General features: G+C 46.7%; 14 protein-coding genes. 9 read left to right on the forward strand and 5 right to left on the reverse strand.

What is annotated here, in order from left to right:
- Positions 1–9: 9 nt before the first annotated feature.
- From ACYVD4_RS18480 to ACYVD4_RS18505, 6 genes are all read left to right on the forward strand, one after another.
- Positions 10–663 carry a hypothetical protein gene (locus tag ACYVD4_RS18480; RefSeq protein WP_460948373.1) on the forward strand — a complete coding sequence of 218 codons (654 nt, stop codon included), beginning with the start codon at positions 10–12 and terminating at the stop codon, positions 661–663.
- A 63-nt stretch (positions 664–726) separates the two neighbouring features.
- Complete coding sequence (locus ACYVD4_RS18485; protein WP_460948375.1) at positions 727–1,065, forward strand: n-acetylglutamate synthase; 339 nt, start codon at positions 727–729, stop codon at positions 1,063–1,065.
- Between the two features lie 12 nt (positions 1,066–1,077).
- Positions 1,078–1,779 carry a hypothetical protein gene (locus tag ACYVD4_RS18490; protein WP_460948377.1) on the forward strand — a complete coding sequence of 234 codons (702 nt, stop codon included), beginning with the start codon at positions 1,078–1,080 and terminating at the stop codon, positions 1,777–1,779.
- Positions 1,780–1,912: 133 nt separating this feature from the next.
- A complete protein-coding gene (locus ACYVD4_RS18495; protein ID WP_460948616.1) occupies positions 1,913–4,264 on the forward strand; it encodes a peptidylprolyl isomerase in 2,352 nt (783 codons plus the stop codon).
- Between the two features lie 137 nt (positions 4,265–4,401).
- Positions 4,402–5,784, forward strand: coding sequence for a peptidylprolyl isomerase (locus ACYVD4_RS18500; RefSeq protein ID WP_460948379.1), 1,383 nt, complete (start codon positions 4,402–4,404; stop codon positions 5,782–5,784).
- Positions 5,785–5,897: 113 nt separating this feature from the next.
- On the forward strand, positions 5,898–6,860 hold the full coding sequence (locus tag ACYVD4_RS18505; protein ID WP_460948381.1) for an AAA family ATPase: 963 nt from the start codon (positions 5,898–5,900) through the stop codon (positions 6,858–6,860).
- Between the two features lie 98 nt (positions 6,861–6,958).
- Here ACYVD4_RS18505 and ACYVD4_RS18510 read toward each other — a convergent pair whose 3' ends face one another.
- From ACYVD4_RS18510 to ACYVD4_RS18520, 3 genes are all read right to left on the reverse strand, one after another.
- A complete protein-coding gene (locus ACYVD4_RS18510; protein ID WP_460948383.1) occupies positions 6,959–7,126 on the reverse strand; it encodes a hypothetical protein in 168 nt (55 codons plus the stop codon).
- Between the two features lie 57 nt (positions 7,127–7,183).
- Positions 7,184–8,173 (reverse strand): ABC transporter ATP-binding protein, encoded by a 990-nt coding sequence (locus ACYVD4_RS18515; protein ID WP_460948385.1) that lies wholly within the window; start codon positions 8,171–8,173, stop codon positions 7,184–7,186.
- A 104-nt stretch (positions 8,174–8,277) separates the two neighbouring features.
- Entirely contained in the window at positions 8,278–9,900 is a 1,623-nt protein-coding gene (locus tag ACYVD4_RS18520; RefSeq protein WP_460948387.1) for an NADP-dependent glyceraldehyde-3-phosphate dehydrogenase, read from the reverse strand.
- A 229-nt stretch (positions 9,901–10,129) separates the two neighbouring features.
- Here ACYVD4_RS18520 and ACYVD4_RS18525 point away from each other — a divergent pair, with 229 nt between their 5' ends.
- The 3 genes from ACYVD4_RS18525 to ACYVD4_RS18535 all read left to right on the forward strand — a co-directional run bounded on the left by ACYVD4_RS18525 (position 10,130) and on the right by ACYVD4_RS18535 (position 13,496).
- A complete protein-coding gene (locus tag ACYVD4_RS18525; protein WP_460948389.1) occupies positions 10,130–11,587 on the forward strand; it encodes a TonB family protein in 1,458 nt (485 codons plus the stop codon).
- Between the two features lie 71 nt (positions 11,588–11,658).
- Positions 11,659–12,750, forward strand: a complete 1,092-nt coding sequence (gene gcvT, locus ACYVD4_RS18530; RefSeq protein ID WP_460948391.1) for a glycine cleavage system aminomethyltransferase GcvT — start codon at positions 11,659–11,661, stop codon at positions 12,748–12,750.
- 35 nt (positions 12,751–12,785) lie between these two features.
- Positions 12,786–13,496 (forward strand): 2-phosphosulfolactate phosphatase, encoded by a 711-nt coding sequence (locus ACYVD4_RS18535; protein WP_460948393.1) that lies wholly within the window; start codon positions 12,786–12,788, stop codon positions 13,494–13,496.
- A gap of 157 nt (positions 13,497–13,653) precedes the next feature.
- Here ACYVD4_RS18535 and acpP read toward each other — a convergent pair whose 3' ends face one another.
- On the reverse strand, positions 13,654–13,887 hold the full coding sequence (gene acpP / locus ACYVD4_RS18540) for an acyl carrier protein (RefSeq protein ID WP_460948395.1): 234 nt from the start codon (positions 13,885–13,887) through the stop codon (positions 13,654–13,656).
- 100 nt (positions 13,888–13,987) lie between these two features.
- Positions 13,988–15,322, reverse strand: a complete 1,335-nt coding sequence (locus ACYVD4_RS18545; protein ID WP_460948397.1) for a TolC family protein — start codon at positions 15,320–15,322, stop codon at positions 13,988–13,990.
- Between the last annotated feature and the right edge of the window lie 75 nt (positions 15,323–15,397).

Raw genomic sequence — 15,397 nt, forward strand, 5'->3', positions numbered from 1 at the left:
TCTATAACCATGAAACATATATATCCACTCCTTGCTTTTTGTATGCTGGCCATTTTTACTCAAAGTGGTGCACAGCAACTTACTCTGCAACCTCAAGGTGCAACTATTTTATCTGTTCCCGGTCAAGAAATTGCGAACCTAAGTCTTATAAATAGTTTCACAGGAGTGGGTACCGGTTTTGATACAAGAGGAGTTTCTTTTCGTGTTAGGAGAACATCGAACGAAGTTGGTGTTTATGCATTAGGCTTAGGACAATCCATAAAATTTTACATACAAGCAGGCGATTTTAATATGTACTCATCTCCATTACAAATCAATGGCGACGGAAGTGTGTATTTGCCCAATGGTATAAAAATAGGCGGAACAGAAACAGCAGGTTCAATTAGATGGACAGGCACTGATTTCGAAGGCTATAATGGCACCCAATGGAAATCATTTACAGGCTCAACTATTCAGGATACAGGTTTTTGGCAAGCATCATCAGTTGCAGGCCAACAGCCATCATGCCCAGTAAATTATGCACAATCAGTAACCTCCAGCGGTAAAGCCTGTAATAATGGTTATGGTGAAGCTATTTACAGAAATTCCAGTTCAGGCGTCTATAACTGTGGTAGTACAATTGGTCCTTTGTTGACAAGTATATGGTGCGTAAAAGTTCGATAGGACCAGATGCTGTTCCTACGGGCTTGTTCAACAAAGGAGGACTCTAATTGCCCGTCTTCTAATATGTACGACAACAAATTATTCCGATCAGTAACCAATACGCCTAATGGCGAAGTCAGTGGCGATACACTTTTTCATTACCATCAGCAAGGCAAAATTGTCTGGGCCGACTATAGTGGTGGGGCTATCGTAAAAGGTTTCCTTATTGCCAACGTCTTGGACGATAACAGCCTGGATATGCGTTATGAGCACATTAATGAACAGGGAGAGTTGATGACAGGACAATGCCTTTCCGTTCCCGAATCGCTTGCCGATAGCCGGATTCGGCTCCACGAACGTTGGCAATGGACCAGCGGTGACCGTTCGTCGGGCGAGTCCATTGTTGAAGAAGTTCTTAGTTGAAGTAAACGAGTTATGCGTTTCTATTCTATCGTTTATGGCGTTGCGCTTGTGTTTTGTTTAGTCAGTTGCGCGCGCAAAACAGCACTTACTGCCGAATTGGCTCCGCGTTCACTAAAGGCACTCAATTTAGAGGAAACCCTCAGCCGACACGATGAACTGATGATGGCGTACTCGCTCACCAGTTATGATGCGCAGAATAAGCCAGTAGCCGTGGTGAATGGCGGCTGGGGCGTAGCGTCGATAAAGAAGAATCAACAACTCGATCTACAGGCTGCCGGTGACGGACAGGCTAAACCCATCAGCCTCGACCTTCCGCGTAACGGACGTATCGTGGCTTCGGTGGTGCTGATTGAAGTCGATGATTACAATCGAGCCAAGGAGACGATGGCGAAAATTCAGCAGATTCATAATATCGTAGCCATTCCAATTGGCCTGCTCGTTGCGGTTACCGAAGCCCTTACGCCACTGAAATACGTATCGGCAGGGCTAATGGCATCGGGAGTTGGGCTGAAACTGGTCGATAAATTCGATGAAGACGATCTGCTTGGGCAAAGTAGTACCCAGCTTCGCGAAGCTGATGTTCGAAAACAGAATCAACAGGTTATTCACGTACCCGCCGAATTCAAAGGGCAACATCTGCGCGATAAATTTGCCTATCAGCTCGACTACGATATTCGGCTCAAAACCGTGAAAATCCAGCCCAGACGCCAATAAGCACCCGGCTACAACGTTGATAATTAGAACGAATGTTTTTGCCATAAACTTGGTTTTCAGGAAATGGCAGATAGTCGAAAACGGTTATCAACGCCAGACCTACAAACTACAAACCTATTTTTTACCCGACGCTATGCGCCATTTCTCAGGAGGTATTCTGCTGGCACTATTCGTAACGGCCTGTAAAACAACAGCGCCAGTTGTGCAGCAAGCACCCCCAAAGCCTGTTATTCTAACGCTAGGGAACAAAGCCTTCACTACCGACGATTTTTTTCAATCGTTCACCAAAAACCAGCTCTCTGCCGATTCTGCCCAACGGACCGACGTTAAAGAGTATTTCGATCTATATACCAATTTAAAGCTGAAAGTATTGGCCGCCGAAGCCGAAGGGCGCGACACGACCGAAGCCTTTCGGGAGGAAATGAATACGTATCGGAAGCAATTGGCACAATCCTATCTGACGGATAAAGTGCTGGTTGAATCGATGGCTGCCGAAGCGTATCAACGGATGCAGGAGGATGTCAACGTATCGCATATTTTACTGTCGGTTCCAGAAGATGCACTCCCTGCCGATACCACCAAAGCATATGAAGAAGCCCTGAAGTTACGCCGGCAAACGCAGAACGGCACCGATTTCGCCCAACTCGCCCGCGAACACTCGCAGGACGTAACAACAGCGCCAAACGGTGGTAGTCTGGGCTATGTGTCGGCATTTGGTATTGTCTATCCGCTCGAAACAGCCGCATTTACATTACCCGTTGGCGGTATTTCGCAGCCAGTACGTACCCGATTCGGGTATCATCTGGTTAAAGTCAATGGCCGTCGTCCGAGCCGGGGCCGGGTTCGTGTGGCGCACATACTGGTACGAATAAGTCAAAGTGCCGATGAAGCGGGGCAGAAAGCAGCTCAGGAACGTATCGATGAAGCATATAAGCGTTTGCAGACAGGCGAACCATTTGAGGTAGTTTGTCGCGACGTATCAGACGACGTTACGTCGAAAACAAATGGTGGGGTATTACCCATTTTTGAGCCGGGTCGTTGGGTACCGGCTTTCGAGGATGCCGCTTTTGGGTTGGGCAAATCCGGCGATTATTCGAAGCCTGTTCGCACCAATTATGGCTGGCACATTATCAAACTCATCGAACGTAGAGGTCTGGAGCCTTATACAACCATGGCCCCTCTACTACGTCAGCGAGTAACTACCGACAGCCGTGCCGATATACTACGGCAGGTCACTGTTCAGCGGTTACGTAAAGAATATTCCGTTCAGGAAGTTAAGCCAGTGATCGATGCTGCCCTTACGAAAGCCGATAGCAGTTTGCTACGTGGTCAGTGGCGCTATACCGAACCGCTCGACGCTGCTCTTCAAAACAAAACCATTCTCATTATTGGTAATCAGCCTTTTACGGCGAACCAATTTTTCGCCTACGTGCGCCAGCGTCAGCAGCCCCAGCGAAAACCAACCGCTGCGGGAAATGTTTCATCCAGCGAATTGATTGCTGCGGGGTCGCCGGGAGTGGCAATGCGTCGATTGTTCGATCGGTTTGTGGGCGATCAACTCATGGCAACCGAAGAACAGAGTCTGGACAAGAAATCGCCGGAATTTAAGGCACTACTTAGCGAAATTCGGGATGGTGTTTTACTATCTCAGGTAATGGAGCAGAATGTTTGGGAACGTTCAATGACCGATTCGACTGGGCAAAAGCAGTATTTTGAGCAGAATAAAGCGAAGTATACGTTTTCGGAACGCGCTGTTGCCACCATATTGACCGCAACAAATGACAGTCTATTGCGCCAAACAGCAACTGCCCTTACCGGAAAACAACCGTATCAACTGCGTCGGTCGGCCGCTGCACTTCCTTTCGAAAAGAACCAGACCAGCCTAAGTACCCGTCAACGTGAGAATTTATTCGACATCGTAGTCGTGATGAGTCACAATCCCAACTACGTTATTGAAGTGGCTGGCTCTCACGATCCAAATGAGCGGGATTCGGTATCGGCAGGCCGGATTCGCTCCGTTGTTACGTATCTGCAACGGAACGGTATCACGCTACGTCGTATCATGGAAAAAGATTATCAGGGTGCTCGTCCGGGCGTGGTAAAAGACGCCCAACGTAACGTAACGTTTCAGTATTTCACTACGGCCCGAGAAGACGTAGTGAAAACAATTAACAGCAAAAACGCTACGTCCACAAATCCATCACCCGTTACAATGACAACCGGTTTGTATGCAGAAGGTGAATCAGCTTATCTCAACGCCATTGAGCAATGGAAAGTAGGTACTACGTTCATAAAGCCCAATAACAAACCGGTAGCAGTTATTATTGATCGTATTGAACCTGCACGCGCCAAAACATTTGCCGAAGCTCGCGGTACGATTATCAATGAGTATCAGGCTATTCTGGAAAAACAGTGGCTTGCCCAGCTTCGACAGACGTATCCGGTGAAGGTAAATGAAGAAGAAATTCGAAAACTCGCAAAGTAATATGCACTGGTTGTTTCATGGTTTAGTAACGTTCTATATGTCAGGCTGAACCATAAATTCCGAAACAACAAATACCAACATCTTTAAAATTTCTTAAAACACAGACTGCCTGGCAATTCTGTGCGTATCTTTAGAACATGAAAAAAGTAATCAGTAGTGCGCTCGTGATTTTGGTTGGCTGGGTTCTGACTTCGCCTACCTTCGGGCAAGGACAGGGCATAAGCATCAACAAAATTATCGCGAAGGTCGATAATTACTACGTGCTACGTTCTGATCTTGAAGAAGCTCATCAATCGTATGTAGGTCAGAATCAGACTCCTCCGCAAAAATGCCAAATATTGGAAAGTCTGGTTATCAATAAAATGATGCTGGCCAAGGCTGAAATTGACTCAGTTGTGGTCGACGATAAAATTGTAGATAGCGAACTCGATCAGCGGATGCAGTACATGATTCAGCAGTTCGGTTCGGAGAAGAACATTATTGAAGCTTATGGCAAAAGTTTGGAAATGCTGAAAAGTGAACTGCGTACACAGGTACGAGACCAGAAGATTGTGCAGAAAATGCAGCAGAAAATTACGACCGATGTCAAAATCACACCACGTGAGGTTCGTAAATTTTATGATGCCATTCCGAAAGATAGTTTGCCTTACATGCCCGCTGAAGTAGAAGTCGGTCAGATTGTACGGTTTGCCAAGCCAACCAAAGAGCAAAAAGAAGCACTACGTCAACGATTGTATGACCTGAAGAAACGGGTTGAAGGTGGGGAAGATTTTGGGAAACTTGCCAAAGAAAATTCGGAAGACGTGGGCTCGGCTGAACGTAACGGTGATTTAGGTTTTGCCAAACGTGGTATGATGGTGGCCCCTTTCGAGGGAGCAGCATTGAAATTGAAGCCTAACGAAATGTCGGATGTTGTTGAATCGGAATTTGGCTTGCACCTGATCCAGCTCATCGAAACGCGTGGGGCCGAATACCACGCCCGCCACATTCTGTTACGTCCTGATTATAACCGCCTTGACCTGACCGGGCCAACAAAATATCTGGACAGTTTGCGCAATTTGATTCAGATTGATTCGCTCAAATTCGATAAAGCGGCTCACGATTATTCGGAAGATAAATCGACTGCCGATGCGGGTGGTCTACTACGTGATCCACAAACCAACAGCAGCCATCTGGCTATGGATGGCACAATGGAATACGCCCTGTTTCAGATGCTCGATACGATGCAGGTAGGCAGCGTTTCGAAGCCATTGCCTTATCGGACAGAAGATGGCAAAAGTGCGGTACGATTGTTGTACTTCAAATCCAAAACAGCTCCGCACTCGGCAGAATACTCCAAAGATTTCGAGAAGTTACAAACTGTTGTTCTCCAGAACAAAAAGAACCGGGCTATTGACGACTGGTTCCGCAAATCGGTTGGCGATGTGTATATCATTGTTGATCCGGAATTTCATAACTGCCGAATATTTGGCACGACGCAGAATAGCGCAGCCAATGCGGGGACTGGAGGTGGAAATTAATTTTGACCGGGTCGCCGGTGCGATGATAGAATGATTGAATTGTTAAATAATGTTTTCATTGTAACAATTCAATCATTCTATCATTCTATCATTCAAAACTAACTTTTATACTTGTGCCTTATACATCAGACGTAGCGGCTGCCGAAGCCTTAACCAAATCGTATCAGAAACTAAAAAGTGAAATTTCGAAAGTTGTTATCGGTCAGGATGATACCGTTCGGCTTTTATTAACCGCTATTTTCTGTCAGGGGCACTGTTTGCTGGTAGGCGTACCGGGGCTTGCCAAAACATTACTGATTCAGACCATTGCCAGTGCACTGGATCTCGATTTTAACCGGATTCAGTTTACACCCGATCTGATGCCCTCCGATATTCTGGGTTCGGAAACCCTCGATCAGGAGCGTAATTTCAAATTCATCAAAGGCCCTGTTTTCGCTAATATCATTCTGGCCGATGAGATCAACCGGACTCCGCCAAAAACACAGTCGGCGCTGCTCGAAGCCATGCAGGAATACGCGGTTACGATTGCCGGACAGAAATACAACTTAGGTCGGCCATTCTTCGTATTGGCTACGCAAAACCCAATTGAGCAGGAAGGTACGTACCCATTGCCCGAAGCCCAGCTTGACCGGTTCATGTTCAATATTTACCTCGATTATCCCTCGTATCAGTCGGAATTAGACATTGTAAAAAGTACTACGTCTGATCAGAAAGCCGAGGTAAATCGAGTGATTTCGGGAGAAGAAATTCGGGAGTTTCAGCAATTGGTACGTCGGGTACCCGTTGTCGACAATGTAGTGGAATATGCCGTAAGCCTGGTTCACAAAACCCGCCCGAACACCGAAAAAGCGTCGTCCGATGCCAATCAGTATCTGGAATGGGGTGCAGGTCCACGGGCTTCTCAGGCGTTGATTCTGGCGGCAAAATGTAATGCCTTGTTAACGGGTAAATACTCGCCAGATATCGAAGATGTAAAAGCAGTTGCTTTACCGATTCTTCGTCACCGTGTTGTACGTAACTTCAAAGCTGAAGCCGAAGGTATTTCCGTTGAACAACTCATTAAGCGAATGCTGTAACGAGTTATAAGGTTATAAAATTGAAGGGTTATAGAGTTGTAAGGTTAGCTGATGTGCAATAAACCTTACAACTCTATAACCCTTCAACTTTATAACGCCTATTCGTCTTTGTCTTTGTTGCTTTTACCCAGATAATCGTCTTCGCCCATTCCAGTCGATTTGTCATCGACACCTGATGGCGTTACCCCTTCCGTTTTTTCGCTGACTAGTATGTCTGCTTTTCCATTTGGTTCATCCTGTCCCGGATCGTCATCTTTGTCTTTCATAGCGTCAGTTAGTTTGTTGGAAACACAACCGGATACCGACGAAATGGTTCTACAAAACTAGGCTTTGATCCGCCAGAGATTATCTCCATTAATCTGGATATTGACCGACTGCTCTGGCTGTATGTACGTATTGGTAGTCAGCAGACGTAGTGATACGTAGCGCGATAGTTCTACGTCGATTTCGTAATGGCTGCCTTTAAAATAAACTGACCGCACTACCGCCGGAATGCCCGAATCCGCAAGCTTAATTTGCTCTGGTCGCAAACAGATTAATTCGTTCGGCAGATCAGATTCAGGCAAGCCCAACAACGGAAGATATTTCGCTTTGATAATGTTAACCGGCCCCGTCATTCTTGCGGCATACGCATTGACCGGACGGTGATAAATCTCAACGGGCGAGCCTAGCTGAATCAGTTTTCCGTCATTCAGAATCCCCAATGTATCGGCAATCGATAGAGCATCGGTAGCGTCATGCGTTACAAACAGACAGGCTGTTCCCTCATGACGTACCAAATCGAATAATAAATCTCTAACAATCAACCGATTAGGCAAATCGAGATGACTAAACGGTTCGTCAAGCAATAAAACGGCTGGTTTGTCAGCAATGGCTCGGGCAATGGCTGTTCGCTGTTTTTCACCACCAGAAATCTGACGAGGAGTACGCTCCTGTACATCGGTTAACCGGCAGAGTTTCAGTAGCTGATTCACGCGAAAATCGCGGTAGTTTTTCTCGAAAAAACGTAGCGCATACATGATATTTTCCCGTACTGATACGTTGGGCATCAGCTGATATTCCTGATGCACCAGCCGAATCGATTCATGCCCCGGTACCAGCACTTCCGACGGTCCTTTTAGCCGTTCACCATCAAGTTGTACCTCTCCCGAATCAGCGTCGGCGAGTCCGGCCAACAAGTTGAGTAACGTACTTTTCCCCGAACCGCTTTCGCCTACGAGCGCCATTACCTGGCCCGATTCAAGGGTAAACGATACGTTCCGTACGGCCCGAACATCGGCGTAAGCTTTGGTGAGTTTTGTAGCGGTCAGCAAAATCAATCTGATTTAATGCAAAACTTCCCGAAAGAGTTGACCTTCCGGGAAGTCGATTTGAACAGCGAATTTATACTATTGCTTCCAGAGGCTGTCGCACTACGTTAAAAAATAAAGTTCGTGCTCAAAAACTCCGACTTGTGCTGACCAACAATATCGTTCAGAATAGCCTTATTGGTATCTGTATCTTTTGTGGAAACCACGGTACGTATCGAAAAGGCACGTAGCGCATCCTCTACCGAAAGCGTACCTTCAGCAGAATCTTTTCGTCCGGTAAACGGGAACGTATCTGGCCCACGCTGGCATTGTGCGTTGATATTTACTCGGCTAACCTGATTCACAAGCGGGTCAATAAGTTCGGCAAGTTGCGTGGTATCGGTTCCGAAAATACTCACCTGCTGGCCATGATCTGACGTAATAATATAGTCGATTGGCTCTTCAATAGAATCGAAAGGAACTACAGGAACCACCGGGCCAAATTGTTCTTCGCGGTATAATTTCATACCGTTAGCCACCGGATAAATCAGTGCAGGTGCAAAGAACGAACCCACTACGTTACCTCCGCCTTCATTTACAACACTCGCCCCCTGCCCTATCGCATCCTGCAAACATTCAGTCAGATAAGCGGGTTTTTGGGGCTCTGGAATAGGCGTCACCTGAACCCCACTTTCCCACGGCATGCCCGGTTTGAGTTTGTTCAGTTCGTTGCTGAAGCTCGCCAGAAATGCATCGGCAATAGAACGGTGTACCCAGATGATTTTGATAGCTGTACAACGTTGCCCGTTGAACGACATTGAACCCAGCAAACATTCTTTAACGGCTAAATCGATATCGGCATTCTCCAGCACGATAGCGGCATTCTTGGCATCCAGCCCAAGAACGGCACGTAACCGATTACTTTTAGGATGCATTTTTTTCAAACTGTCAGCCACCCGACTTGACCCAATCAGCGTCAATACGTTAATCTGCCCCGATTGCATCAAGGGAGGCACTACGTTCGCACCTCGCCCGTAAATAGTGTTGACCACCCCTTTCGGAAAACATTCTCGAAACGCGTCAAGCATCGGATAATGCAGTAACGTACCGTGCTTGGGCGTCTTGAACAGGATGGTGTTTCCCATCAGAATAGCCGGAATGAGGGTTGTATAGGTTTCATTCAGCGGATAGTTGAACGGCCCCATACACAGTACTACGCCCAGTGGCGAACGCCGAATCTGTCCGATAATACCTTGTTCAAGTTTAAATCGGGAGCCGGCCCGATCAATATCTTTCAGCGCATCGATGGTATCATAAATGTACTCAACCGTACGGTCGAACTCTTTTGTTGAATCGCCTAGTGTTTTACCGATTTCCCACATCAGCAGACTCACAATCTGCGACTTACGCTCAATCATTTTGCCCACAAATCGCTGCATACACGTAATCCGATCAGCAATCGACATAGTTGGCCATTCGCCACGGCCATTATCATACGCTTTTATCGCAGCCTCAAGCGCGTCCATCGCTTCTTTTTCGGTCGTAACCGGATAACTTCCGACAACCTTACGCTCAAGACCATTTTCCGTCTGGAAGCAAACGGGAGATAATACATCAACAGATGGGCCATTCCAGGTACGTAGCTCGCCATTGATCAGGTATTCGCGTTGATGAACGGGTTCAATTCGATACGCTTCTGGCACCTGATTTTCGTTAGCAGGAAATAAATTGTCTAGCTGTGATTTGTTCATGGGAGGAAAAATAGAATAGACGTAACTGGCAATAAACGTCATGCATTGTCAGACAATATCCAACCCGATTGCATGTATTAATAAAATCTTAATTACCGGACGCAATTTTACCAGACTATTTATTCATTTGCTTCCTGTACACTCATGGTTATCTTACACGTTGGAATAAAGCAGTAAAAACAGACGTTTATATACTTTAATAGGCACAACAAACACTTATTATATTTATATGCTTTATCGACTACTCACGTTATTTGTTTTCCTAAACTTAACAGCTATTGCTCAGGATACTGCCTTTCAGGTTCACGAAGTTGACAGCGCAGCCACGCCACGGGGTGGAATTCCTTATTTCAATACGTTTCTACAGAGCAACCTTCGCAAGCCTTTATCAGCTGAAGCTAAGGGAATTGGTGGGACTGTCATTCTTAATGGTATCGTCGAAGCAGACGGGCGACTCTCGAACGTAACAGTTAGCCGTAGTTTCCAGCCCAACTTCGATAAAGAAGCACTACGTGTGTTTTCGCGGTTCAATGCCTGGAAACCTGCGCAAAAAGCGGGTAAAGCGGTACGTCAGCAGGTAACCATACCGATTACGTTTAAGCCCAACACGCCATTTCAGTACGTTAACGGCGCACGTATCAGTTATTTTAACAAGGACGGAAAGGCTATGCTGGACGATAGTAGTTCGGCTCAGTTTAAGCAAATTACACCGCTTGATACGTCAGGAATTCCTAGTGGAGATGTTGTGATCTATGAGGCAAAAGGCAAAAAATGGAAGGAATATCACCGCTTAACCTTTGTTAACAAGGCCCATAGTGCAGCTCATGCTCCCTGCAAGTCCTGCCGGACGGTTGGGCTTCAGAATGCACAAAAAGAGTGGCAGGGTGATGTATATATGTTAGATGCTAATGGAAATCGTATCCGGCAAACAGAATATGATGCAGGAAAACCAACAGGCACTGAGCGAATTTATCACCAAAACGGTCTGCTTTCTGAAAAAACAGTTGCCATCAACGAGCGTCTAAACGTTACGAAATGGTACGCCAATGGCCAGATAAAACAGATAAAAACATTCGATAAGCCCAAACCACTCTCTCCCTCCACACCCGAACAAGTAGCCGCAGTCTGGGATAGTACTGGTCAGCAGAGCGTGCTGGACGGTAATGGCAATGCTACGTATCAGGAGCAAGTAATCTCAAACAAGGATACCACCAAGCACACGCTTTTTATCGAAAAAGGCACCTATGCCAATGGTTTAAAACAGGGGGTTTGGAGAGGAAATTATGCTGATAATTCTTACTACTACGAAGAAACGTATGACAAGGGTTTAATGCAGAATGGGAAATCGAAAAGAGGGCAGTCCGATACATTACAGTATACCGTAACGTTCCAATCACCGGAGTTTCCGGGTGGACTACCAGGGTTGGGCAAATTTCTAAGCCAGAATCTTAGTTATCCAGTTTCGGCTCAAAAAATGGGTGTTCAGGGCAAAGTTTTTGTCAGCTTTGTCGTTTGTACAGATGGTACGTTATGCGATTATGAAGTAGTCCAAAGCGTTCAACCCGATTTAGATAAGGAAGCACTACGTGTTGTTAAAGAGATGAGTGGTAAATGGAAACCCGGCGTCCAACGAGGTCAGAAAGTCAGAGTAAAGTACAATCTGCCGATTAATTTTAGCCTGAACTGAGGTCGTCCCAAAAATACGTCGGTTGAAAGCAAGTCATCCGTTTGTACATTTGCCCGATAATCTTCTGGTACATGTCGATAAAGCAAGTTCCTCTCCATCATATTCATCAGCAACTCGGCGCGAAAATTGTGCCGTTCGCGGGCTTCGAAATGCCCGTTCGTTACTCATCTGACCTCGACGAACATAATACGGTTCGCAATAGCGTTGGCATTTTCGACGTATCGCACATGGGCGAGTTTATGCTTAAGGGCGAAGGTGCGCTGGGCCTGATTCAGCGTGTTTCTTCGAACGATGCGAGTATTCTCTTCGACGGAAAAGTACAATACAGCTATTTGCCTAACGGGCGTGGTGGCATTGTCGATGATTTTTTGATTTATCGCATCAGCGACATCGAATACATGCTGGTGGTGAATGCATCGAACATTGACAAAGACTGGAACTGGATTAGTCAGTACGCATCGGAATTTGCGGTTACGATGACCAACATCTCCAGCGATACGTGTCTGTTTGCGGTTCAGGGTCCATTGGCAGCCAAAGCGTTGCAATCGCTCACCAACGCCGATCTGGATTCGATGGAGTATTATACGTTCGAGAAAACAGATTTTGCCGGATGTGCCAACGTAATTGTATCGGCAACGGGCTATACGGGCGCGGGTGGTTTCGAAATCTACGTATCGAACGATCAGGCCGAAAGCGTCTGGAATGCGATCATGAAAGCGGGCGAACCTTATGGGATCAAACCCATCGGCCTCGGTGCACGTGATACGTTACGTCTGGAAATGGGTTATAACCTCTACGGCAATGACATCACTGACGAAACCTCTCCTATTGAAGCGGGTTTAGGCTGGGTCACTAAATTCACACACGATTTCATCGACGCGGACGTATTAAAAGCGCAGAAAGAAAACGGTGTTCCTCGCAAACTAGTTGGTTTTGAATTACTTGATCGGGGCGTTCCCCGTAGTCATTATGAGCTGACGGATGCAGACGGAAACCCAATTGGTGAGGTTACATCAGGCACTCAATCACCTACATTGAGCAAAGGTATCGGATTGGGCTATGTGCAAACGGCCTTTAGCAAACCCGGCACCGAAATCTTCGTTAAAGTCCGCGACCGGCTCCTGAAAGCCCAGATCATTAAACTTCCTTTCGTGAAAAAATAACCGCTCCGGCGTCCCGGCGGTGCGGTTCAGATAGTATGAAACAAATTGACGTTTGCTTAACCCCTGATTTATTACATCTCCACACTGTTGAGAATACCATTGTTGTTGTTGCCGACGTGTTTCGGGCTACTTCATGTATGGTAACAGCCTTTGCCTACGGTGTCAACAGTATTATTCCCGTTGCCACTATTGAGGAGTGTCAACAACTACAGGAACGTGGTTTTCTGGCCGCTGCCGAACGTAACGCCCGTAAAGTTGAAGGTTTTGAACTGGACAATTCGCCGTTTACGTATATGGACGAGCGCATTCGCGGTGCTAACGTAGCAATGACAACCACAAACGGTACGCTGGCGATCACCAAATCGCGATCTGCCGTAAAAGTGCTGGTTGGATCTTTCCTGAATCTGGATGCTATCGTACGCTTTCTAAAAACAGAGCCTTACGACGTAATGGTGCTTTGCGCAGGATGGAAAGGACGTGTAAATCTGGAAGATACGTTGTTTGCAGGTGCACTGGTCGACCGACTAAAAGACAGTTACGCCATGGCCGAAGATAGTGCTATTATGGCGTGGCGTCTCTATGCACAGGGTAAAGACAATCTGGTTGCTTATATGGCTAATGCCTCGCACATTCGACGGCTACAGCGTTTGGGTATTCAGAAAGATATTACGTATTGTCTCCAGCACGATCTGTATGACGTAGTACCGGTGCTACGTGGTAATGCGCTGGTAAGTATGAAGTTATGACTGACATTACGTAGCAATTGAAGTGCTGGTTTTCCCACTTATAATTGCTACGTAAACGATAAAGACGGACTAGTATTTCTATCTAATTACAGAAGGCCAGCCGGAAACTGAATCAGTTTCCGGCTGGCCTTCTTGGCATCAAATTTATACAGAATGGCTATGCCGTAACAGCTTGTTCGGCTTCCAGATAGGTTAATACGTTATGTACAGTTGTTAATTTGTGATGGTCTTCATCGGGTATGCGAATACCAAAAGCCTGTTCAAGCTGCATAATTAAGTCAACACTGTCGAGGCTGTCTAAACCCAGATCACGCGAGAAATGGGTCTGTTCTGTAATGGCGGTTTCAGCTACACCAAATTCTTTCAGAATCTCAATTACTCGCTCTTTCATATCCTCCTCCTTCGTTTAGTTCAACCTGATATACGCTTATAGAAGCCCGTTTAGTGGCAGTTTAGTATGCGGATTAGCGATTTTTTAACATATTTTTTATTTAAAGTAACGCTTCGCCCAACAATCGCTTCATTTCGAGTTGATTCAATAACAACTGATATTGGAAGTTCAAGCGACCTAGTTCAGCTTCTTCAACACCTGTTTCGGCACTCTGTAGTTCTACGTTGGTGATGACCCCGTTACGTAGCCGGGCGTTGGCAATCTCAAGTGCTTTTTTCGATTGAATCACCTGCGTGTCGAGGTTCGCCAGCCGGGTCAGGTTGCTACGTATGTCGGCGTTTAGCATAGCAATACTCTGGCGAACCTGCGCACTGGCATTCTCGGCTGCATAACGGCTTGCATTCAGGTTGAGCACTGCCGCCTGATTCTGCAACTCATACCGCTTACCCGAATAAATAGGTACTGCCAGCGAGATACCAGCCGCAATATTGAACTTGGGCGTATTAATTTCGGGAAGGTATCCGTTCCGATAACCAGCAGAGCCAGAGAAGCTCAGATTAGGCCGACCAGCCAGTTTGTTTACCTGAATATCGGTTTCGGCCTGACGAACTCGATCCTGCGCCAGTTGCACATCTTTATTACCTGCCAACGCTGACTGTGCGTCATTTGCCAAGGTATACGGCTGGGTTGTTACGTTGCTACCAGCCGTTTCCAGATTAAACTGATTGATAGCACCGCTGATGTTCGGGTTCGGGTTTCCGGTCAGATACGTTAACAGGGCAAGCTGACGTTCAAGCTGATTCTGAATTTCGATCTTCCGGTTCTGCGCCGACTTTACCCGTACTTGTTGCGTTAGTACGTCATATTGCAGCGCATCGCCGTTTTGCAGACGGGTTGCCAGCAACTGAACATTCGCCCCTGCCGTCCGGATAACCGAATCCTGAACACCCAGACTACGTTGCAGAAAACCGACGCCGTAGTACGCAGCCGCGACCTGATAAGCCAGCGTCTGCTGGGTAATTTCCAGACTCCGACGTAGCACCTGTGCATTGTCAGTCGCCTGTTGAACAGCCGCGTTTGTACGCCCCCAGTCGTAAATTGTCTGACCAACTCCTACGTAAGCGTTTACGTTGTGGTTCGGTTGAAACTGAAGCGTTCTGTTAACCCCGTCGACAGGCAACGTAGCCTTTGCCACCGGATTCAGGTATTGATACGATGCGTTGCCTGATACGTTCGGCTTCATTGCCGACCGAGCAATATCGACCCGCAAATCACCCGCCTGAATTTGTTGCTGCTGTTGTTTCAGAACCGGATAATTGGTGTTGGCCTGTTGAATTAACGCCCGCAGGTCGTCGGGTAGTTGGGCTGGCTGGTTTTGGGCCACTGCTACGTTGACAGACAGCCATGATACCAGAAAAAGAAGTTTACCATTCATGTTTTTATATGGTTCTGGTTTCCCGTATCGGGTTTTGACTGAATCAAAAACCGATACGGAAGAACATGAAATAAT

The sequence above is a fragment of the Spirosoma daeguense genome (assembly GCF_054776875.1).

Bases quoted from the DNA above. Each gene is read 5' to 3' on its own strand.
- ACYVD4_RS18480 (WP_460948373.1), top strand. From the start codon at position 10: ATGAAACATATATATCCACTCCTTGCTTTTTGTATGCTGGCCATTTTT.
- ACYVD4_RS18485 (WP_460948375.1), top strand. From the start codon at position 727: ATGTACGACAACAAATTATTCCGATCAGTAACCAATACGCCTAATGGC.
- ACYVD4_RS18490 (WP_460948377.1), top strand. From the start codon at position 1,078: ATGCGTTTCTATTCTATCGTTTATGGCGTTGCGCTTGTGTTTTGTTTA.
- ACYVD4_RS18495 (WP_460948616.1), top strand. From the start codon at position 1,913: ATGCGCCATTTCTCAGGAGGTATTCTGCTGGCACTATTCGTAACGGCC.
- ACYVD4_RS18500 (WP_460948379.1), top strand. From the start codon at position 4,402: ATGAAAAAAGTAATCAGTAGTGCGCTCGTGATTTTGGTTGGCTGGGTT.
- ACYVD4_RS18510 (WP_460948383.1), bottom strand. From the start codon at position 7,126: ATGAAAGACAAAGATGACGATCCGGGACAGGATGAACCAAATGGAAAA.
- ACYVD4_RS18520 (WP_460948387.1), bottom strand. From the start codon at position 9,900: ATGAACAAATCACAGCTAGACAATTTATTTCCTGCTAACGAAAATCAG.
- ACYVD4_RS18525 (WP_460948389.1), top strand. From the start codon at position 10,130: ATGCTTTATCGACTACTCACGTTATTTGTTTTCCTAAACTTAACAGCT.
- gcvT (WP_460948391.1), top strand. From the start codon at position 11,659: ATGTCGATAAAGCAAGTTCCTCTCCATCATATTCATCAGCAACTCGGC.
- ACYVD4_RS18535 (WP_460948393.1), top strand. From the start codon at position 12,786: ATGAAACAAATTGACGTTTGCTTAACCCCTGATTTATTACATCTCCAC.
- acpP (WP_460948395.1), bottom strand. From the start codon at position 13,887: ATGAAAGAGCGAGTAATTGAGATTCTGAAAGAATTTGGTGTAGCTGAA.
- ACYVD4_RS18545 (WP_460948397.1), bottom strand. From the start codon at position 15,322: ATGAATGGTAAACTTCTTTTTCTGGTATCATGGCTGTCTGTCAACGTA.